Here is a 21340-nt window from a genome sequence, read left to right as displayed (position 1 = left end):
TAGTTCAATCGCTTACGGTTGCAATATTGATGAAAAGTTAAATTTTATCAGATTAAAAAACGATGTTCACGGCACATTGAGGTTGAATGAAATCATTGGTATTATGGCCGTCAACGGTCAATGCCGCACCAGCGATAAGTCCAACGGCCGGTGTAAAGTTATATTCTATACCAGGAGCGATTTGAAAATCATGAGAGGCACCTGTGATATGGCGTAAATAACGCTGGTGATTATAATTTCCCTTAATATGTGTCCCCTGAGCCCAATCATACTGAAAGTCAAAGGCCAATACCCATGCTTTGGTTATTCCAAATTCAAATGAAAATCCGGCGTTGCCAAATAAGCCACCTCTGACTGTGCCTGCAAAACCCTGATCTGTACCATAGTTGCTTATCCCCTTGATATTTCGGTGACCAATAGGTTTTCGACCTACACCCCACCAGCGGAAGCGTATGGCGCGATGAAATATTTTATAGGCTGCTTGGGAATGAAGACCAAAACGTAGGGTATATTGTCCACTTCCAAAAGCATCAAGGGAACGGTTCAACTGATCAAAATTGCCGGTAGGAAAATTCATGCCCAGAAAAGTCGTGAAGCTGGGTCGATAATGTGCGTTATCCTGGTCAATCCAGCGATATTGAAATTCTACAGGCAAGTCAGAAATATGTACACTGCTGGATGTGGTTTTACCGTTCCAGGCATAATTAACCTGTGGGGTTGCCTGAATGGTCAGATTATCGGTAATGGCGTATTTGATCAAAAGGAAACTGTCCGCTGAATCTGTTCTGTGTTTGCTATTTTTGACACTGCCATCGGATTGATAGGCCCCACGGCTGATTGTAGATTGGAGATACGGTTCCAAAGCAAGGATACCTGCCTTGGTAATGGCACCTGAAGGGGAAAGAAGGGAACCCGTATATCGTTGTTCATCCAATACATTGACACTGTCGGATATATTATTGATTGATGAATTGTTTATATCGGATTTAGATGCATTGCTTGCATATGTGTAATGTGAAGTAAATATCACAGAGATGCAAATTAACGAAAAATTTATTTTAGTATTATTGCAAAACAATAAAAATTGAGATACAGGGGTTTGTATGAAACGACGATGCATCAAAAAATTCCTCAATCAAAGTTATGGGGAAAACATAAATTATAACGATTTTTTATGATTAAATAATTTCAAGTGATCAATTAATAGTATTTATAACCATTTGTAATTAGTAAAGATTAAATATTATATTTGTTAAACGGATTAAAATATTCATTTAATTGTTATCTTAAGATAAAATTGATCACCAATGTAATAAAATTATTCGTATTCATGATATCAATCTATAAAAAAATTTTATTTTAGCAAGAGATAAAAAAATTTTGTTATTCTACATCATCTTTTGGTCGATGACCAACCGTAACATCAAGTTTGATGGTTTTCTTGTTGCGCCTTATTGTCAGTTGTAAATTTGATCCAGGATGTGCAATGGCCACTGTTTTAATAAAAGTACGAATTGTGTCTACATGCTGATCGTCAATTAATTCAACGCGGTCATTAATTTTGATTTTTGCCTTGTAGGCCGGGCCATCCAGATCAAGATCAATGATTTTCACTCCATTGTGTCCAGAATCCTCTTCAAGGGTAACACCAAGCCATCCGCGGTCAATAAATCCTGTTTTACATAGTTGAGTAACAATGGGGGCGGCGATTTCAGAGGGGATACCAAAACCAATTCCAACAGAACTTCCGGTAGGGGAAACAATTGCGGTATTCAAGGCGATAACTTGTCCGGCAAGGTTAAAGGATGGTCCTCCAGAATTTCCCGGATTCATTGGAGCATCCAATTGAAAAAAATCGTCAAAAGGGCTGGAACCAATATCGCGACCACGAGCTGATACAATTCCGGCAGTGACGGAAGAACCAAGGCCAAAAGGGTTTCCTGCAGCAAGAATCCAGTCACCAACCTCCACTTTGCGACTGTCACCCCATTGTACATAGGGAAGGGGATGTTCGCTATCAATTTTGATGACTGCTATGTCTGTGAGAGAATCATTACCGATAACTTTTGCTGTGAAACGTTTTCCATTCGCAAGATATACTGTTATGTTGTTGGAAGTCCCGATTACATGCGTATTGGTTACTATGATCCCATGGGGATCAATGATAAAACCAGACCCAGCTTCTGTAACCCTACGGTTGCGGGTATGTTGACGTTGCCTGAATTCTTTTTCAAATGGTGTTCCCTTTAAGGAGGGTGGTATATGAATGTTTCTGGATTGTTTTGTATATATATTTTGGGAAACCGAAATGTTAACAACGGCTGGTACAACTTTTTTCACTAGCGGGGAAAAGGTCAGAGGCCCATTTTCTACAAGTGGTGTTGCGGAGGCCGTAAATGTGTCGGATGGAATGACTGTTTTTGATGGTTCGATATCTTTTTTATTTATATCCTGGGCATAGACGGGAAAATTGAATAAAACAATAATGAGATAAGTCTTGAGATTGAGACCTAGCTTTTTTTTTATCTGGTTTGAATATTCAATTGGTACAAACATTATTAATCTATTCAAAAAATTTAAGTTATTAAATAAACTATTATTCGTCATTCATGGGATTTTCTGGCCAGTGATGTTTGGGATAACGCCCCTTCATATCTTTTCTCATATCTTTCCAACCCTCTTTCCAAAAATTTTTCAAATCACTGGTTACTGCTTGAGGTCTATTGGCTGGGGACAGAAGGCAGCATTGTAATCGAATTTGTCCTTTTGCAATAGAAGGAGTATCTTTTATACCATAAAATTTTTGTGCATGTGCTGAAATAATGGGTGCGGGTTGTGTATAATCAATATAAAATTTATTATGATTCAATATAATAAATTCAGGAAATAACCGGTTTAGTTTTTGGCAAATATCATAACCAAGATAGGCTTCGAGAATATTTTTTAAATCTATTTTTTTTAGATCTTTCAAATTATTGATTTGTGTGATCCAGGGGGATAGCCATTTTTCAATATGTAATTCTAGCTTGTCATCAGTTAAATCTGGAATTTTTTCTTCTGTTAAATATTGTCTTGCCCATGAAGCACGTGACTGTAATTGTTTCGTAGTCTCGTTCCAGTTCAAAGCCTTATAAAAATTGTTTTTAACATAGCCAAGCAAGACCGGATAAGCCTTTTCGGCTGGGGCTATATCGTTTCTGTCTTGTAGAATAAGCCGCCCAAATTTTACTTGTTTTCGGGCAATGACTTTTCCATTGGTTGGGTCAATAGAAATATTTTCTACATGACGGGACCGATTAAGGATAAAATCGGGAAGAATATCGGAATTCATGCGTGCTGCCAGACAGATTCTGGCTTTTTTCTGAGTATGGATATTTGCAACAATTAATAGTTTTTCCTTTGCCAATATATCTTGTTGAGAAAGATATGCACTGCCACCGCCTGCCAATCGGAATGATCCAATTTCATCACGTTTTTGTGCCAATCGATCGGGAAAAGCGGCGCATAATAATTTGGCAGGATTTCCAAGAGATTTTTGGGTGAGTGGTATTTTTAATCTTTTGCGATATTCCTGGCCTATATGGTGGATACGGTGCCATAATTCCTTATCATGTTGATTATGCGGTAGGGTTTGTAGCCAGTTCAGACGAGTTTGGATATCGCAGGATTGGTCATGATTTTTACGAAAAGGATCACGCTCTTCCAGTAATGCAGCCAGATCGGCCGCCAATGCCTTTTCTTCATTTGAGGTTGCTCTTAACATCATTGACGCCAAACGTGGATGCGCACCGAATTGAATAATTTTTTTACCAAAATCAGTGATGAGCCTTTTTTCATTTAACGCACCTAATAAAGTCAGTAAATTGCTGGCCGCCTCAAGAAGGCCATTGGAAGGAAAATCAGGAAAGACCAATTCCTTTATTGAGGTTCCCATAAGGTCTGTCCATGTTTTGCAAATCAATAAGAATTCACTTAATTCACTTGATAATATTTCAGGAGAATCATGCGGGATAAAACTTCGTTCCATCGCTTGGGTCCATAGACGATAGACAATTCCCTCAGCTTCACGTCCAGCCCTTCCAGCCCTTTGATCAGCTGCTGCCCTGGATATTCTTCGTGTTAAAAGTCGTGTTAGTCCAGTGTCTCCGTCCAATTGAGGAGCACGACGAAAACCTCCATCAATGACAATCCTTACGCCAGGAACGGTTAGGGAAGTTTCAGCAATGGAAGTGGTCAAAACTATCCGCCTTTTATCTTTGGCACTGACAGATCGCAAGGCCTTGTCCTGTTCTGTGGAATGTAATTCGCCATACAGAGGAAGAACTTCAGCATCTGGTAATGCAAGCATATTCATTGTGCGATGAATTTCAGCAATGCCTGGTAAAAATACCAGTATATTACCCTGATTTTTGTAATAAACATTCTCTATTTCCGCTGCGGTTATTTTGGGCAGATCTTTTATTGCATGAATATCTCTTTGTCGATGATGTATTGTTACAGGATGTATTCTTGATTTATTTTCAATAATCTGACAGTTTAATATTTTTTGTAGTTGAGACAAGGATGGTGTAGCCGACATCGCGATGAGCCTTAAATCCGGTCTCAGGTTTTTTTGAAGATCACGACACAAGGCAAGACAGAGGTCAGACTCAAGGGAACGTTCATGAATTTCGTCAAAAATAATGGCGGCAACTTGGTCAAGAAATGGATTGTTCAAAAGATGTCTCAAGAACAGTCCATGTGTAACAACCTCTATACGGGTTTTTGAACTGGCCACTTTTTCCATGCGGGTTCTGTAACCTATCGTTTGGCCAATGGTTTCATGATATAGACAGGCCATCTGTTTTGCTGCGGCTCGGGCGGCAATGCGTCGTGGTTCCAGCATGATAATCCTATGTCCGTTTCGCCATGGAGCCTGTAATAATGACAAAGGTACAAGGCTTGTTTTTCCTGATCCTGGTGAAGCTACAAGAATACAGTTCTGATGGGTAAGTAGATGATCATGGAGTTCTGGTAAGGTATTCTGTATTGGTAGGGAAATGGGATCAGGTTTAAACATAAGTTGAGACTAGTCGATAAAATGCCTTGGTGACATGAATGATTATTAATTTTGTTTATCTCATCTTTAAGATAAAAATGGAATATTATTGACAGGGACAGGATTAAATCAAGTGCGATTCTGGATTACTATATTATTGATTGTAATAGGGTTTAACACGCATGTTATTTGGGGTAAAGAAAGCGATAAAATCTTTAAAGCGCATGTTGAGGCGAGTATCATCAGTGCAAGCGATTTCAATGATGATGTTGATCGGTCTTTACTAGCCCTTAAAATCAAACTGGAGCAAGGGTGGCACACTTATTGGCTGAATCCGGGAGATGCGGGAGATCCTGCTTCGTTACAAGTTTCAATCAACCATGATAGAAAAATTATATTTCCAAAAATAGAATGGCCTGTTCCAAAGAGGTTGTTTGAAAAAGGTTTATTGTCTTACATATATGATGGGGAAGTTATTTTACCTTTTTATCTTCATATTCCAGAATCCTATCGTGCCAAAGATCTGCATCTCCATATCAAGGCGACGTGGTTGATTTGTGCCAATATCTGTGTTCCCGTGCAGGCTGAATTTACAATTGATCTACCAAAAGGAAAAATCAATCAGGCAAATGAAGCGATCTTGATTCAAAAATCACTGAATAATAAACCTAGGCCTTTGCAATATAATTTATTCATTACACCAAATGGAAAATTGTGGGGCAATAAAACAGCTCCTCTATTTGATCAAGTGCAGGATGCTTGGTTTATGCCAGAAAGATTGGGATTGATTGATCAAGATCAAAAACAGCATTTTAAAATCAATCCAGAATATTTTGAATTGAAATTGCCCCTATTATCTAAAAAACCGCTTGATCAGTCCTTGGCTGGTATCTTGGCATTGAAGGATTACAATGGCAAGCTTCATTACTGGTCAATTCATCCCATAATTAAAAAGAAACCTGTTTCACATATTCTGAATCTATTTTTATTGATCAGCAGTGCCTTTCTTGGTGGGTGCCTGTTAAATTTCATGCCTTGCGTTTTTCCTGTCATTGCTATGAAATTATTATCCTTAAGTCGTTTGGGAAATAAAAACCGTGCCTATCAATACCGGTCATGTCTGTCATACACGGCAGGGATCTTGAGCAGTTTTACGGGCATATCGCTTACATTTATAAGTCTGCGCTGGATGGGAAAACAGATAACATGGGGTTTTCAGTTTCAATCGGTTTCATTTTTGATAATTCTATGCTGGTTATTATTTATCATTGCCTTAAATCTTCTCGATGTCTTCACGATAAATTTTTCATTTTATTCAAGAACAAATTCATCCTCTTACCTTTCTGATTTTCTTACAGGTATTCTTGCTGTCTTGGTTGCAACACCTTGCACCGCACCATTTATGGGTATAGCTGTAGCAGCCGCCTTAAATAGTTCAGCCGAAAAAACTTTTTTTATATTTATAGGAATGGGATTGGGTCTATCCTTTCCCTATTTGCTATTGGTTTTTATTCCAAAATTGATCCGTTTTTTACCGAGACCAGGAATATGGATGGAAATATTGAAGCAATTTTTGGCATTTCCCCTATTACTTAGCTGTGTGTGGCTGGTATGGGTAATTTATCAGCATGATCAGTCCATATCTTTATTAACTGTTTTGTTAGGCTGTGTTTTAATTGGATTTGGAGCATGGTTATTGGGTAAAAATCAGCTATTGCGATATAAAACTGCTACACGTGTATTTCAAAGGGTTTCCAGTATCACGCTTATTCTGATTTTCATTTTGTTAGGGGGTATGATCACGGAAATGAATCTTGTGCAATCCTCTAATAAAACAGTGGAAAATAGGGAATATATGGTATTTTCATTAAAGAATGTTCAGCAATTGCAGATTGATCATAAAGCTGTATTTGTTAACATGACGGCAAGTTGGTGTCTAACATGTCTCGTTAATGATAAGGTTGCTTTATCCAACCGAAAAGTAAGAGACTATTTCCATCGTCATCATATTCAATATGTGATTGGTGATTGGACACATCACAATAATGAAATCAGTCGTTTTCTAAAACAGTTTGGACGGGAAGGGGTTCCACTTTATATCTATTATCCTGCCTATGGAAACCCCAGGGTGTTGCCCCAAATCCTGACCCCGGATTTGGTGATAAAAAATATTGAAAATGTTAAAAATTAAAAATCGAAATAATAATTACAAGTAGTGAAACAACTCATAAAGTGATAAATTGCCATTGAAAATATAATAATTATAAATGGATATCAAGGTTTGCACAAATGAAGGTAGGGTTATTCATTCCATGTTATATGGATGCATTGGAACCTGAAGTTGGTATTTCAACTTTAAAGTTATTGGAACGTTTTGATCTGGATATTACATATCCTTTTGATCAAACCTGTTGTGGTCAACCTATGACTAATACGGGGTGTCATAAAGAGGCTGCCGCGACTGAAACCCTGTTTGTGAGGAATTTCTCGCAATTTGATTATATTGTCATGCCATCGGGAAGCTGTACGCATCAGGTTCGTTCCAATTTTGATGCCATCGAACAGACTGATGAGGTAAAACATGTCAGAACGCATACTTATGATCTGGTTGAGTTTCTGCATGATATTCTCAAGATTGATTCTTTTCCCTGGGCGTTTTTTCCCTACAAGGTTGCCATTCATAATAATTGCAATGCATTGAGAGGACTAAGACATGCGAGCATGTCAGAATTAAGGGAACCATATTTCTCAAAACCCAGAGATTTGCTTGAAAAGGTAAGAGGAATTGAATTTGTTGAATTGACACGTCCTGATGAGTGTTGTGGTTTTGGGGGGACTTTTTCAGTTTTTGAGGAGGGTGTTTCAGCAAAAATGGGTCAGGATAAGGTTATGGACCAATATAATAGCGGTGCAGAATACGTAATTTCCGCAGACAGCTCTTGTCTCATGCATCAGCAGGGATGCGCGCAACGGATGAAAATTCCCGTGAAATATGCCCATATTGCACGCGTTCTGAATGGAGATCTACAATGAATGTCAATATTAATTCAGACGTGAATGATGCGGCGCTTCAACATGAAGTTGGCGCAAGGGGCGCGGTTGTCAAAGGTAATAAACCCATAGATCAGCTTGAAGCCGCCAATCGCTTTATCGCTGCGCAGGCCCACGAGAAAATGCATGATAACCGTTTATGGGATTTACGTAAAAAGCGTGATGCGCAAATGCATCTTATCCCAGAATGGGAGGAACTTAGACAGTTGGCTTCGGATATCAAGGAGCACACGCTTGATCATCTTGCTCATTATCTCGAAATGTTTGAAAAAAATGCCAAAGATAATGGTATTCATGTTCATTGGGCGCAAAATGCTGAAGAGTGTAATTCGATTGCCATCGAGTTGATGAAAAAACGCCAGACCAAAATTTTAGTGAAAAGCAAATCCATGCTTGGGGAAGAATGTGGTTTGCGAAAGGCTGTGGAAAAGGAGGGGATCAACGTAATTGAAACGGATCTGGGTGAACGGATCCAGCAATTGGACAATGAGGATCCAAGTCATGTTGTTGTTCCGGCTGTTCACAAATCCCGTACGGATGTTTCCAGGGTTTTTACCAAAACTCTCGGGGCACAGGCGGGCAATAATGATATACATTATCTTGCCGAAACCCAGCGCGAAACAAATCGTCCCTTGATCCTGAAAGCCGAAGCTGGCATGACAGGAGGAAATTTTTTGGTTGCTGAAACGGGTGCGGTGGTTGTTTGCACGAATGAAGGGAATGCCGATCTTTCTGCCAATACACCCGGGTTGCATATTGTAACGGTCGGAATTGAAAAAATAGTTCCAGGACTTGAACATCTGGCAGTATTCATTCGTTTATTGTCACGTAGTGCGCTAGGTTCCCCAATAACACAATATACATCTTATTTCCGGGGGCCCAGACATCATGGGGGGGAAATGCATGTCATACTGGTCGATAATACGCGTTCCATCCGTTTGGCTGACAAGAAATTCAAGGCAGGCTTGAAATGTATACGCTGCGGTGCCTGTATGAACACATGTCCCGTGTTTCGTCGTAGTGGTGGATTAAGTTATGGAAGTACCTATGCAGGGCCAATTGGTTTGATACTTAGTCCGGGATACAATGCCCATAAATTTCGCAATCTTCCCTTTGCCTCAACCTTGAATGGCAGTTGTTCCAATGTCTGTCCTGTTAAAATCAATATTCATGAACAAATTTTTGAGTGGCGAGAGACATTGGCAGAAAAGGGTGAATTGTCCCTTGCAAAAAGAATATTGATGCAGGCCGCCGGGAAAATTTTGGGCAATCCAGCCCTGTACAGGGCCGCGATAAAAAATGCCGATCGGGCATTGAAATATCTCCCACATTTTATTGTTTACAATAACCTCAATAAATGGGGAAAGCAGAGAGACTTGCCACCTGCACCCAAGGAGACCTTTCATGGCTGGTATGAAAAGAATTATCTGAAAAAGGAAAGTGTTAATGAATAGTCGTGATATCATTTTGGGCAAAATCCGCAAGGCCTGTGTTGATGAATATGTTAAGCCTCCTTCTGTTCCCTTGTTTCACCAGAATGATCTTGATTTGATAAAAAAATTTAAGAAAGTTTTTGAGCAGATGGGGGGTGAATTACTGGAAAATCATGCCGATAATCCTTTTGATTCGATTTATGAAAAACTTTCAAACGCAAAGAATATCTGTTCTGTTGTTAAGGAAATAAAGGGTGATTATAATATAACGGATCAAACGCCTCCGAATAGTTTGCATGATATTGACTATGCAGTTGTCAGGGCAAGTTTTGGTGTGGCTGAAACAGGATCTGTTTGTCTTACCGAAAAAGATCTGGTTGTAAATACTTTGGGTTATTTGCCGCAACATCTGGTCGTTTTATTGAACAGCTCTGAAATCGTGGAAAACCTGCATGATGCGTATGCACGTCCGGAATGGAGGCGAAATCATTATGCAGCACTACATACAGGTCCCTCGGCCACCGCAGATATTGAAGGGGTATTGATCCATGGCGCCCAGGGTGTACGTTCATTTTCCTTGTTATTGCTTTAGAATCTAGTATTTTTTGGAAATGGCTGATTGAGGCAGTGTTCCCAATACCCCAACAGGATATTTACCTTTAGTTGAAGAAACAGGTTGTGTATCATGGACTGGGGGTGCGGCAGATTCATTGTTGGGAATGCCATCAGGGAAAACAGCATTTAAATCTGCGTTTGAAGCAGAAGGTTTGTTGGTGGCAGGTGCTATAGTCCTGTGATCGGGAGGGGACATATCATGTTTTACAGCGGTTGAAGATGCCTTATCATTCAAATCCTGTGTTTTAATTGAGTCTGAAATTGGTGTGCCTGTGGCATCAACAATCCAGGGCTCCAAATGATTGCGAATTTGATATTCTAGTTCCACATTGACATCTTGCATCATTTTTTGGGTAATATCATATAAATTTGCTCGGCTATCTAAGTCTCCCTTATTATGATCAGTCTGGTATGTATGATTTGTACTGACCTGAATTGAGCCAACTTTTCTATTATTGTTGTTATAAATATCAAGACGAATATCAATTTGCCCGTAAACGGCATCATCATTGTTTTCTTGCAAAGAAGCTCGGCTGATTGTAAATATAGCCTTTCCGGATGTGCCTCTTGCTTTAAGACGATTATTAACCATGTTATTCAAAGCCATGGCGGGAGGGGTCGGGCTTAAATTGGAAATATTCCTTGGATATTGATTTGCGTTAGAATGATCCTGTATGCTTATTTGTCCAACATTCAGGAATATAGGGGTTAGATAATCATATGTTAGTGGTGCATATTGAGTGGTATCTTTATGTGCACAAGCTGATAATATCACGACCGGACTAATCCATAAAAATGCAGATAAATAAAATTTAAATCGATATGATAACGATTTGCGTAATTCGAATGACATGACAACCCCTTGATATTTATAAATTCATTAATTGCTGGTTACGTTAAAACAGGTTAATTATACGTATATATTTAACCTGTTTATCATGATATAATCCTATTCCAAAATTTAGTCATGATAACAAATCTTTTGAAAAAATTATATCATATTACTATTCCAATTTTATGAATGATATAATTTGTTTAGAATAAAATATGACAATGATTATGATAATAGAGAGTTAAAAGCTTATTTGTTTGAAACAATACGAAGAAATCATAATTTTATTAGGTGTTATTTATTAAAACAGTTTTTTATCTGTTTTTTGGTCATTTAAAAATTAAAAAGTGAATATTATAATTAGTAAAAATTCTATAGAATTCACATTTGTTTATATTCAACAAATAGAAAATTTTAACATTATTTTGAATTTGCTTATTAATCGATATTATTTTTATTAGATTTCTTTACGAGAAAAAATAAAATCGTAACAGCAAAATTCGCATGTCATGATAATTTTTCCATTTTCTGCCATGCCATCAAGTTCATCTTTGGAAAAATTGTTCAAGACCTCTTGTAACCTTGATCGGGAACAACGACAACCATAAGCGACACTTTTCGGCTTGCCAACAGAAAATTCCAAACTGTTGAAAAGACGATAAAGTAATTTTTCTGAAGCCAGATTTTTATCAAATAACTCTGAAGCTTTTAAAGTGTTGGCTAAAATACATATTGTTTCCCATTCTTTTTCATCATTTTCAGTGGTTGGTTTCAAAACGATTGAATTTTCATGGGCAATTTTTTCAAGAATTAGGCCGCCAGCTTGCCATTTATTTTGATAGCATTCGCAATATAATTGAATTGAATAGGGAAACTGCTCACTATTTTTAAAATAGTGACTCGCCATTTCTGCAAGTGTTTCTCCTGTCAGTTCAACCATCCCCTGATAATTGTCTTTTTTGTCTTGTTGGTCTACGGTCAGAACGAATAATCCTTTTTTCAAAAGTGTTTTTGCTGATGCATTTTCAGTAAAATCATTTATTTTGTCTTTGTCATAACGAATATAGAAGCGTAGCTCGCCTTTATGGGTACAATCAGCAACCAACATTGACACGACTCCCTCTCCCTTGATTTGCAAAGAAAAGGATCCCTCAAATTTTAATGATGAAGCCAGGCCAGCAACTAATGACAAAGCTTCACCTCCCAGTTTGGTGATACAGTCTGGGTAGTTGTGGCGTTCAAGAATGGAATGAGCCACAGGTCCCAAACGAATGAGCCTTCCTCTTGCCGAAGGGAAGAAAAAAGGCGTAATTCCCTTGCCGTAGGTAATATCTGGAACATTGGGTCGATCATTATTGGAATGATGAAGGTTTTTCATGGTTATCTTCTCAAGAAAAAAGCGAATAGCCGAGAAATCTTTTTTGAAAAGATAGGCTAAATATTGTCTATTTCAAGAATGGAATTAACGGGAGCCGTAATCACGCCAATTATCACCCATCAAAGCCCAAATCAGAATGGCTTTATGTGCATGAAGACGATTTTCAGCTTCATCGAAAACAACTGATTGTTTACTTTCAAAAACCTCAGCGGTTACCTCTTCACCGATATGGGCAGGCAAGCAATGCATGAAAATGGCATCATGTGCGGCTAGTTTCATTAAATCGAGATTAACTTGATAAGGATGCAATAATTTCAAGCGTTGTTGTTTTTCAGAATCATTATCAGACATGCTAACCCAGGTATCGGTAACAATACAATCCGCATCTTTAACTGCCTTTTTCGGATCTGTGGTCAGCTGAATGTCTGCCCCCATTTCTTTGGCCCATGACAGTATGGTTTTTGAGGGCAATAAATCGGGTGGGGTGGCTAATTTAAGAGTAAAATCAAATTGTGCGGCAGCTTCAATGAAAGAATTTGCAACATTGTTACCATCGCCAACCCAGGCAATTACACGTCCCTTGATAGGACCTTTATGTTCTTCAAAGGTCATGACATCAGCCATGACTTGTCCAGGATGCGAGGCGGGAGTCAATCCGTTAATAACGGGGACAGAACTTAATTGTGCCAATTCGGTCAAATGTTCGGTACAGCCTGTTCGAAGAACTATGCCATCCACAAATCTTGAAAGAACACGGGCAGTGTCGGCAATGGTTTCGCCCCGGTCAATCTGCATTGTACTGGTTGATAAAACAATCGGATTACCGCCCAGTTGATGAATTCCCACCTCAAAAGATACGCGCGTACGGGTTGAAGGTTTCGAAAAGATAAGTGCGATTGAACGTCCTTTCAGAGGTTGGGCAGGATGTGAGGGATATTTTCTATCTTCCTGCATTCCTTTGATTTGAGAGGCGAGGGTGATTATATCTCTTAAATTTTGTTTACTAATATCTTTGAGTTCTAAAAAGTGTTTTATTTTTTTTGATTGAGAAATAATTGGGTTATTCATAGAAATTACTCATTGAACAGATTTCAGGTTTTTACGTAATTGCTCGGCAGCATTTCTTAACCGGTGAATACCATCCAGGCATTCCTCCTTGGTTATAATTAGGGGAGGAATTATGCGAATGACATTATTTCCTGCCAATACGGTCAGTAGATTTTGCTCTAGGGCCGCATTTTGTATCTCGTTTGCAGGAATGGCTCCCTTTAATCCCAATAAAAGACCCTTTCCGCGAACTTCAGCGTAAACATCTGGATAAATGTCGGTTAATTGTTGCAGTTGTTCCTTTAGATACAGTCCTGTTTCCCGTATATTTTTCAGGAATCCAGGTTTCAATATGATATCCATAACTGCATTTCCAGCCGCACATGCAAGAGGATTTCCCCCAAAAGTTGATCCATGCGTTCCAAAGGTCATGTGTTTGGCGATTTTTTCCTTGGCAAGAAAAGCGCCCATGGGTACGCCCCCGGCGATACCCTTTGCCAATGAAAGAATATCAGGTTCAATATCTGTCCATTGATAGGCAAAAAATTTACCTGTTCTGCCAACTCCGCACTGAACTTCGTCAAATCCTAGGAAAAGATCATTCTCATCACAGATTTGTCGCAATGCCTTTAGAAAATCAGGAGAAATAACAGTGATTCCACTTTCGCCTTGTATGGGTTCGATCAGAAATCCTGCCGTATTCTGGTCAATGGCTTCTTTCACCAGGTCAATATCATGTATTGGAATATGTTTGATTCCAGGTATTTTAGGTCCGAAACCCTCCAGATATTTTTGATTGCCTGTCGCATTCAAAGTTGCAATAGTTCTTCCATGAAAAGCGTGATTAAAACAGATGATATCTGTTCTTTCTGGATGGTTGTTTTTATATTGGGCGCGACGAATAGCCTTTATGACTCCTTCGTTTGCCTCTGCCCCAGAGTTGCAAAAAAACACACTGTCGGCAAAACTTATTGCTATTAATCTTTCGGCTAATTTTATTGCCTGAGGAATTTGGTATAAATTGGAAACATGAATGACTTTTTTTGCCTGTTCCGAAATAGCTTTACACAAAAGGGGATGATTATGACCTAGAGATGATGTTGCAATTCCAGCCCCGAAGTCCAGAAATCGTCGCCCATCAACCGTAAAAAGCCACACGCCGTTTCCATGGTCAAAGGCAAGGTCTGCACGATTATAGGTGGGCATCAAAGCGGAAATCATAATCTCTCTTGTCGATTTTATTGAAGGAAACAGACATAATTAATGATTGAGAAAAAAAAGTCAATTTATTCCTAATATAATCAAGGGTAATTGATTGGATAATGTTTAAAGGGAAGTGATGCAAATCATGTCAAACAGGATACAGCTTCCTGACTTAAAAGAGTATGCACTGAATTATCTTGCCCGTTATAATAATACCGAGGCAGGATTGGTTAAACTTTTAAGGCAGAAAGTCAATCGTTGGATTAAACAAATTCAAAAGGAGGACGATCAAGATTACGATGAAATTCTCAAGAACGCATACGATAAGATTGATCAGATTGTCAATGAATTGAAGCAAAATGGCGGTATTAATGATGACAGATTTATTTTTTCCAAAATGCCATCCTTGATCCGTGCGGGATGTTCCAAAAAACAAATTCAGGGACGTTTTATACAAAAGGGAATCAATCCCTCCTTAATTCAGTCCTCCTTGCAAGAATATCATGATGATCATCTTGAGCTGCTGTCCGCTTTGGCCTATGCACGGAAAAGGAAGATTGGACCATTTCGTCAGCGTTTGTTAAAAAAAACAGCTGAACTGAAGGATCGTGAACAAATGATCCTTGCAAGGCGTGGATTTTCGTTTACAATCTCAAAAGAAGTTTTATCGATGACCCATGCAGAGGCAGAAGAATGTATCAATAAAATACGTTCTTTATAGGGGAAAATGAAATCAGGATCTTTTGTTCGCGTCTTAATCATGTTTTTTGGAATTCTACCCTTGCTGGCTGCCTGTGGAGGGGGAAGAAGCTATCATGGCTCCTTGCAATGCGCACCCTATGCCCGCAAGATCACTGGTGTTGAACTTCAGGGGGCAGCCTATAGTTGGTGGTATCAGTCAAGAGGGAAATACTATAGAACCAAAAGGCCAGAACCGGGGGCAATATTGGTTTTTCGTAAAACTTCCAGATTACCTTATGGGCATGTTTCTGTCGTAAAAAAACTTCAGGATTCACGCACGATTATTGTTGATCATGCCAATTGGGAAGCGCAGAGAATTGATCACAAGGCGCCAATTATAGATGTTTCATCACGTAATGACTGGTCTTTGGTAAGGGTTTGGTGGGCTCCTACGGGAAAAATCGGGATCAAGCGATATGCGACTTATGGTTTTATTATTCCCAACAAGTCGTGATCGAGGCAACAAAAAACCGCGTGATTTGCAATTTGGTGTTAAAAGTAAAATATAGTATGATAATTTTAATTAAATTATGATATTTCCTGTGTTTAAGTTAGAAAAAATCGATTGAATTTTCCGAAAATTGTCTGCATGTGTAAGTTGTGTAAGGAATAAATATATTATGGGCAGTATGAGTATTTGGCATTGGCTGATTGTATTGATTGTGGTTTTGCTGGTTTTTGGATCAGGAAAGATTTCAACATTAATGGGGGATCTGGCCAAGGGTATCAAGATTTTCAAGAAAAATATTGCCGACGATGAAACCTCTTCTCCACAAAGCAAGACAATTTTGCCAGATGTCGACAACAAAGGGGATACCTCTGTTTCCTTTAACGATAATAAGGAAAAAAACCCTGTATCATCCGAAACACAGAAATAAGGTTTTGTTGTTTCAGAAGAGGTTTTAGATTAATAACGAAAGAAAATTTGCCGTTTATGACGACTATCTATACAAACGGACAGGCAATTCCGCTATCAGCCCGGGGTTCTGTAACAGCTTTGGGCAATTTTGACGGTGTGCATCGTGGGCACGCTTATTTATTGGAGACTTTAAAAAAACAGTTTCCAGACCGTTCTTTATCTGTAGTAACTTTTGAACCTCATCCAAGACAGCTTTTCGAAGGCAGGGAAATTTCATTTCGATTGACGAATGCAGATGAACGAAATGCAGCCTTGTCCGCTCTGGGTGTTGAAAATATTTTTCAGATAACATTTGATCAAGAATTTGCTGCGCTAGATGCAAAGAATTTTATTCATCAAATTCTTTATAAATCATTCGGGATTTTTCATGTAGCTTGCGGTGAGGGTTTTGTATTCGGGCACAATCGTCAAGGAAATACCGATTTTTTGATTTCTGAAGCGGATAAACTGGGTATTGGCGTTACGATTGTAAAACCTTTGCGGGAAGAGGGAACGGTGATTTCTTCCAGCCTTATCCGTTCCTGTCTGAAAAATGGTAATCCTGAAAAGGCCGCCCATTATTTGGGTAGGATTTGGTGCATTCAGAATATAGTGGAGCATGGGGATAAAAGGGGCAGGACAATTGGTTTTCCAACTGCGAATTTACAGTTGGGGGAACAGGTAGAGCCCAAATGCGGGGTTTATGCGATTAAAATTCAGTTGGCCAATGGGAGAATGCACGAAGGAGTGGCCAATCTCGGATACCGTCCAACAATTGGAAAACAGACCAGAGCCTGTCTGGAAGCCCATTTGTTTGATTTTAACCAGGATATTTATGGTCAAAAGATTACGGTTTATTTGTATCATTTTATTCGTGATGAAAAACGTTTTAGTGATTTGAATGAATTGAAAAAACAAATAGCCCGGGATGCAAATAATGCGAAAGAATTTTTTAAAATAAAAAATGACTCTGTTAATTCCTTGTAAAAAAGAATTATTAATAATGATAAATTTTATTTTTTAGAAATTGGTTTTATTTTATAAAATCAAATATTGTCTTAATCTACTTTAATTTTACAGTTAGAACGAAATCATGGCTGAATCCAAATCTACCGACCTGTATAGAGATACAGTTTTTTTACCTTCAACCTCATTCCCAATGCGTGGGCGGTTACCTCAACGGGAACCTGAAATTTTGGAACGTTGGAAAAAAATAGGATTGGATGAGGCCATTATCCGGCAATCGGATCAACGGATTTTGGAAGGGAAAAAGGTCTTTACCCTGCACGATGGCCCTCCCTATGCCAATGGACATCTGCATATCGGACATGCACTTAACAAGATTATCAAGGATGTGATTAATCGTTCCCACCGTATGAATGGAGAGGTTGTTCGATATATTCCCGGTTGGGATTGTCATGGTTTGCCCATTGAGTGGAAGGTAGAAGAGAAATATCGCAAGGCAGGTAAAAACAAGGATGATATCCCGGTATTGCAATTTCGGGCAGAATGTCGCAGCTATGCCCAAAACTGGTTGTCAATTCAATCATCCGAATTTCAGAGACTTGGGGTTCAGGCAGAGTGGGATCACCGATATGCAACAATGGATTTCAGTTCAGAGGCAGCCATTGTTGAAGAAATTGGTCGTTTTCTATTAAATGGCAGTTTATATCGTGGCCTGCGTCCTGTTATGTGGAGCCCGGTTGAAAAAACGGCTCTGGCTGAGGCCGAGATCGAATATCATGATCATACATCGACAACTATATTTGTAGCTTTTCCTTTTGTCAAAGATCCAACCCCCCAGCATTTATTGGAAAATGTCTCGGCTGTTATCTGGACAACGACTCCATGGACAATTCCTGCTAACCGAGCCATAGCTTACAATAACGATATAACCTATCAAATTATCAGTGTTAAAGCTGTTAACGCTGATTCCCACGTGTCCATTGGAGCTAATTTTCTTATTGCACAGGATTTGCTGGCCTCATTTTGTGAACAGGCAGGTATTACGGAATTCAAGGAAGAGGCATCGCTTGAAGGAAACGCGTTGGCAGGTGCAGTTGCAGCGCATCCCTTGAGGGGAAAAGGCTATGATTTTGATGTCCCTTTATTAGCAGGCGAGTTCGTCACGACTGAAGCGGGAACAGGATTGGTTCATTGTGCTCCCGCACATGGTGAAGATGATTTTTATTTATGTCAGCAACATCAAATTGGTGTAACGGAATATGTTGAAGATGATGGGCGTTACGCTTCGGATGTCCCTCTATTTGCCGGTATCCATGTTTTCAAGGCGGCTGAAGCTGTCTGTGAAGAGTTAAACTTATCCAGAGATGAGGCAAGGAATGCAAACAAACCATTTACTGGTCTTGTTGCCCAATCCTCCATCGTGCATTCTTATCCTCATTCCTGGCGATCACGGGCCCCGATTATTTACCGTGCTACCCCGCAATGGTTCATAGCAATGGATGATAATAGAAAAATTCGTGAGAATGCATTGTCAGTTCTAGAGGATGTTACATTTGTTCCCGCACAAATCCGTAACCGTTTGACCAGCATGATTGCCTCGCGTCCCGACTGGTGTATTAGCCGGCAACGTGCCTGGGGTGTGCCAATTGCCGTTTTTGTCAATAAGGCAACCCGTGAGGTATTAAGGGATGCTGAAGTTATGCAACGGATTATAGAAGCTTTCAAAAAAGAAGGTGCAGATGCATGGTATAATTCTTCTCCCTCGCGTTTTCTTGGTGAAAATTACAATAGTGAAGAATACGAACAGGTGTTTGACATTGTGGATGTTTGGTTTGAAAGTGGTTCAACGCATGCTTTTGTCCTGGGTAGGGACAAACTTAATTTTCCTGCGGATTTGTATTTGGAAGGTTCCGACCAGCATCGTGGTTGGTTCCAGTCATCGTTGCTAGAATGTGTGGGAACACGTGGAGTTGCACCTTACAAGGCCATTGTCACTAATGGATTTGTAATGGATGAACAGGGACGTAAAATGTCAAAATCCCTCGGTAATGTTATTGCACCCCAGAATGTCAATGATGAACTTGGCGCAGACATTTTGCGTTTATGGGTAATGAACTCTGATACGAATGAAGATCTTCGAATTGGAAAAGAGATTTTAAAACAGCAAGGTGAATTATACCGACGTTTAAGAAATACGTTACGTTGGGTTCTTGGAGGTTTGGAAGGGTTTTCAGATAAGGAAAAACTTGATTATGAGGATCTTCCTGAACTTGAGCAATGGGTTCTGCATCGTATTTATGAAATGAATCAGGTTATTCAAAAAGCTATTCATACTCATGAATGGGTTGGGGTTTATCCTGCTTTACACTATTTTTGTACAAGTGATTTGTCGGCTTTCTATTTCGATATCCGCAAGGATTCACTTTATTGTGATAAAAAAGAGGATATACGTCGTAGGGCGGTTCGAACCGTATTGGATGTATTGCATAGATGTTTATGTACTTGGTTGGCACCGGTGTTATGCTTTACTGCAGAGGATGCATGGACTGCTCGCTTTGGTGAGAATGCAACTGTTCATTTGGAAGAATTTCCTCTCATACCTGTGAAATGGTCGAATGATAATCTGGCAAAACGTTGGATTCAATTACGCTCCATTCGTCGTATCATTACAACGGAAATTGAAAATATGCGTCGGGAAGGGATTATCAAGTCTTCGCTCCAAGCTGCTGTAGAATTGAATTTTTCAGAGGAAGAAGCCGCCTTGTTTGGCCATTATGACTGGGCTGAACTGGTTATTGTGTCCCGGGTTGATATCAATATTATACCGGGTTCGGCATCTTTGTATTCAGTGGAAACCAAACAGGGTGGAGAGGGTCATGCCGCACCTCGTATTCGGGTAGCAACAGGACATAAATGTGCACGTTGCTGGAAAGTTCTCGATGAAGTGGGAGACAATTCAAGTTATCCAGAATTGTGCTTGCGTTGTATCGATGTTGTTTCGTAATATTTGGTTTAGGGATTTTCATGAATAAAAGTTCCGTTGTCGTGCAAGTTAATCATTTGAAAAAATGGTATTGGGGATTAGGAATGCTGTTTCTGATATTCTTGCTGGACCAGATCAGCAAATACTGTATTCTCAATATAGTAAATTTGCCCCAAAAAGGTTCTGTTCCCGTGATTCCATTTTTCAACTTCACTATGGTATGGAACAGGGCAATTACTTTTGGCATGTTGAGCCAGTTTGGTTCATGGGGATCCGTTATTTTTTCTGTTTCCGCTTTTGTGATTGCGGCAAGTTTATTCATATGGATGATTCGTGCCCGTAAAATCTGGGTTATCATGAGTCTGGGTGCCATTGTTGGCGGAGCGTTGGGAAATATCTTAGACCGTTTGCGCTTTGGCGCGGTGGTTGATTTTATTCACTTTCATGTTGCGGGGTGGTCATGGTATGTTTTCAATGTTGCAGATAGCGCAATTGTTTGTGGTGTGATTATCTTGTTAATGGATGCTTTTTTTGGTTGGGAAGAATAGTTTAATATGATACGAAATAGATTCATATTATTAACTATTATTGCTTTTACGGATTTTGTTAAGGAATAAGACGGATGATAATGCGTAAATCAGGTTTGAAATTTTTATTGCCCATGGGATCCCTAATCGGTGTTGTTGTCTTGCTTTCTGCCTGTTCCGGTCAGGATGTTTCCCGTGCATTTGGTATCAAAAGATCAATGCCTGATGAATATACCGTTACGACTCGCGCGCCTTTATCAATGCCACCTAATGATAGTTTGATGAAGCCTGATGAAAATGGAGTCAGACCTCAAGAACAGTCCATACGTCAGCAGGCATTGGAAATTCTTTCTCCCGATGTTGCCTTGGAAGGCATGAAAGATGTTCCAAGCCAGGGTCAAACCCGGTTGATTCAGGATGCCAATCAATCAGCTGATCAGGAGCGTCATAATGAGTTGGTCACGCAGAATGGTTTTGTTGACCAGGTCATGTTCTGGAAAAATGGCAAGCCTTCAGATTTGGCTGTTGACAGTGCGGCTGAAAATAAACGATTACATAATAATTTGAGTTTGGGTTTGCGTCCTGATGACGGGGCAACACCAACAACGACGCAAAAATAGGTTTTTTG

Annotated in this window: 17 protein-coding genes and 1 pseudogene; 11 read left to right on the top strand and 7 right to left on the bottom strand. The window is 39.4% G+C overall.

Annotated elements, in window-relative coordinates:
* Positions 1-52 precede the first annotated feature (52 nt).
* From D9V35_RS06355 to hrpB, 3 genes are all read right to left on the bottom strand, one after another.
* Positions 53-1120, bottom strand: coding sequence for a hypothetical protein (locus tag D9V35_RS06355; protein ID WP_122123819.1), 1068 nt, complete (start codon positions 1118-1120; stop codon positions 53-55).
* A gap of 263 nt (positions 1121-1383) precedes the next feature.
* Positions 1384-2556: a S1C family serine protease gene (locus tag D9V35_RS06350; protein ID WP_122123818.1), complete on the bottom strand. Its 1173-nt coding sequence runs from the start codon at positions 2554-2556 to the stop codon at positions 1384-1386.
* A gap of 40 nt (positions 2557-2596) precedes the next feature.
* Positions 2597-5059, bottom strand: coding sequence for an ATP-dependent helicase HrpB (gene hrpB / locus D9V35_RS06345; protein ID WP_122123817.1), 2463 nt, complete (start codon positions 5057-5059; stop codon positions 2597-2599).
* Between the two features lie 88 nt (positions 5060-5147).
* Between hrpB and D9V35_RS06340 the strand changes: the two genes are divergently transcribed.
* The 4 genes from D9V35_RS06340 to D9V35_RS06325 all read left to right on the top strand — a co-directional run bounded on the left by D9V35_RS06340 (position 5148) and on the right by D9V35_RS06325 (position 10114).
* Positions 5148-7229 (top strand): protein-disulfide reductase DsbD family protein, encoded by a 2082-nt coding sequence (locus tag D9V35_RS06340; RefSeq protein WP_122123816.1) that lies wholly within the window; start codon positions 5148-5150, stop codon positions 7227-7229.
* Between the two features lie 98 nt (positions 7230-7327).
* Complete coding sequence (locus tag D9V35_RS06335; RefSeq protein ID WP_110438287.1) at positions 7328-8071, top strand: (Fe-S)-binding protein; 744 nt, start codon at positions 7328-7330, stop codon at positions 8069-8071.
* Positions 8068-9543, top strand: a complete 1476-nt coding sequence (locus tag D9V35_RS06330; protein ID WP_205910295.1) for a lactate utilization protein B — start codon at positions 8068-8070, stop codon at positions 9541-9543. The genes D9V35_RS06335 and D9V35_RS06330 overlap by 4 nt, the downstream gene beginning before the upstream one ends.
* Complete coding sequence (locus D9V35_RS06325; protein WP_122123814.1) at positions 9536-10114, top strand: LutC/YkgG family protein; 579 nt, start codon at positions 9536-9538, stop codon at positions 10112-10114. The genes D9V35_RS06330 and D9V35_RS06325 overlap by 8 nt, the downstream gene beginning before the upstream one ends.
* A gap of 3 nt (positions 10115-10117) precedes the next feature.
* Here D9V35_RS06325 and D9V35_RS06320 read toward each other — a convergent pair whose 3' ends face one another.
* The 4 genes from D9V35_RS06320 to D9V35_RS06305 form a co-directional block, all read right to left on the bottom strand.
* Entirely contained in the window at positions 10118-10990 is an 873-nt protein-coding gene (locus D9V35_RS06320) for a hypothetical protein (RefSeq protein WP_122123813.1), read from the bottom strand.
* A gap of 436 nt (positions 10991-11426) precedes the next feature.
* Positions 11427-12347 (bottom strand): Hsp33 family molecular chaperone HslO, encoded by a 921-nt coding sequence (gene hslO / locus D9V35_RS06315; RefSeq protein ID WP_122123812.1) that lies wholly within the window; start codon positions 12345-12347, stop codon positions 11427-11429.
* Positions 12348-12431: 84 nt separating this feature from the next.
* Positions 12432-13415: an ornithine carbamoyltransferase gene (gene argF, locus D9V35_RS06310; RefSeq protein ID WP_122123811.1), complete on the bottom strand. Its 984-nt coding sequence runs from the start codon at positions 13413-13415 to the stop codon at positions 12432-12434.
* 9 nt (positions 13416-13424) lie between these two features.
* Positions 13425-14615: an aspartate aminotransferase family protein gene (locus D9V35_RS06305; RefSeq protein ID WP_122123810.1), complete on the bottom strand. Its 1191-nt coding sequence runs from the start codon at positions 14613-14615 to the stop codon at positions 13425-13427.
* 118 nt (positions 14616-14733) lie between these two features.
* Here D9V35_RS06305 and D9V35_RS06300 point away from each other — a divergent pair, with 118 nt between their 5' ends.
* The 7 genes and pseudogenes from D9V35_RS06300 to D9V35_RS06270 all read left to right on the top strand — a co-directional run bounded on the left by D9V35_RS06300 (position 14734) and on the right by D9V35_RS06270 (position 21332).
* Positions 14734-15318 carry a regulatory protein RecX gene (locus tag D9V35_RS06300; protein ID WP_122123809.1) on the top strand — a complete coding sequence of 195 codons (585 nt, stop codon included), beginning with the start codon at positions 14734-14736 and terminating at the stop codon, positions 15316-15318.
* A 6-nt stretch (positions 15319-15324) separates the two neighbouring features.
* Entirely contained in the window at positions 15325-15792 is a 468-nt protein-coding gene (locus tag D9V35_RS06295; RefSeq protein ID WP_230882867.1) for a CHAP domain-containing protein, read from the top strand.
* Between the two features lie 166 nt (positions 15793-15958).
* A pseudogene (locus D9V35_RS06290) lies at positions 15959-16132 on the top strand (twin-arginine translocase TatA/TatE family subunit); the annotation flags it as partial.
* Positions 16133-16272: 140 nt separating this feature from the next.
* Positions 16273-17223 carry a bifunctional riboflavin kinase/FAD synthetase gene (locus tag D9V35_RS06285; protein WP_122123807.1) on the top strand — a complete coding sequence of 317 codons (951 nt, stop codon included), beginning with the start codon at positions 16273-16275 and terminating at the stop codon, positions 17221-17223.
* Between the two features lie 106 nt (positions 17224-17329).
* A complete protein-coding gene (ileS, locus tag D9V35_RS06280; protein ID WP_122123806.1) occupies positions 17330-20206 on the top strand; it encodes an isoleucine--tRNA ligase in 2877 nt (958 codons plus the stop codon).
* Between the two features lie 20 nt (positions 20207-20226).
* Positions 20227-20733, top strand: coding sequence for a signal peptidase II (gene lspA, locus D9V35_RS06275; protein ID WP_122123805.1), 507 nt, complete (start codon positions 20227-20229; stop codon positions 20731-20733).
* A 74-nt stretch (positions 20734-20807) separates the two neighbouring features.
* Complete coding sequence (locus D9V35_RS06270; RefSeq protein ID WP_122123804.1) at positions 20808-21332, top strand: DUF3035 domain-containing protein; 525 nt, start codon at positions 20808-20810, stop codon at positions 21330-21332.
* Positions 21333-21340 lie beyond the last annotated feature (8 nt).

Source organism: Commensalibacter melissae (assembly GCF_003691365.1).
Lineage (GTDB): Bacteria > Pseudomonadota > Alphaproteobacteria > Acetobacterales > Acetobacteraceae > Commensalibacter > Commensalibacter melissae.
This window is presented reverse-complemented; position numbering and strand designations above follow the sequence as displayed.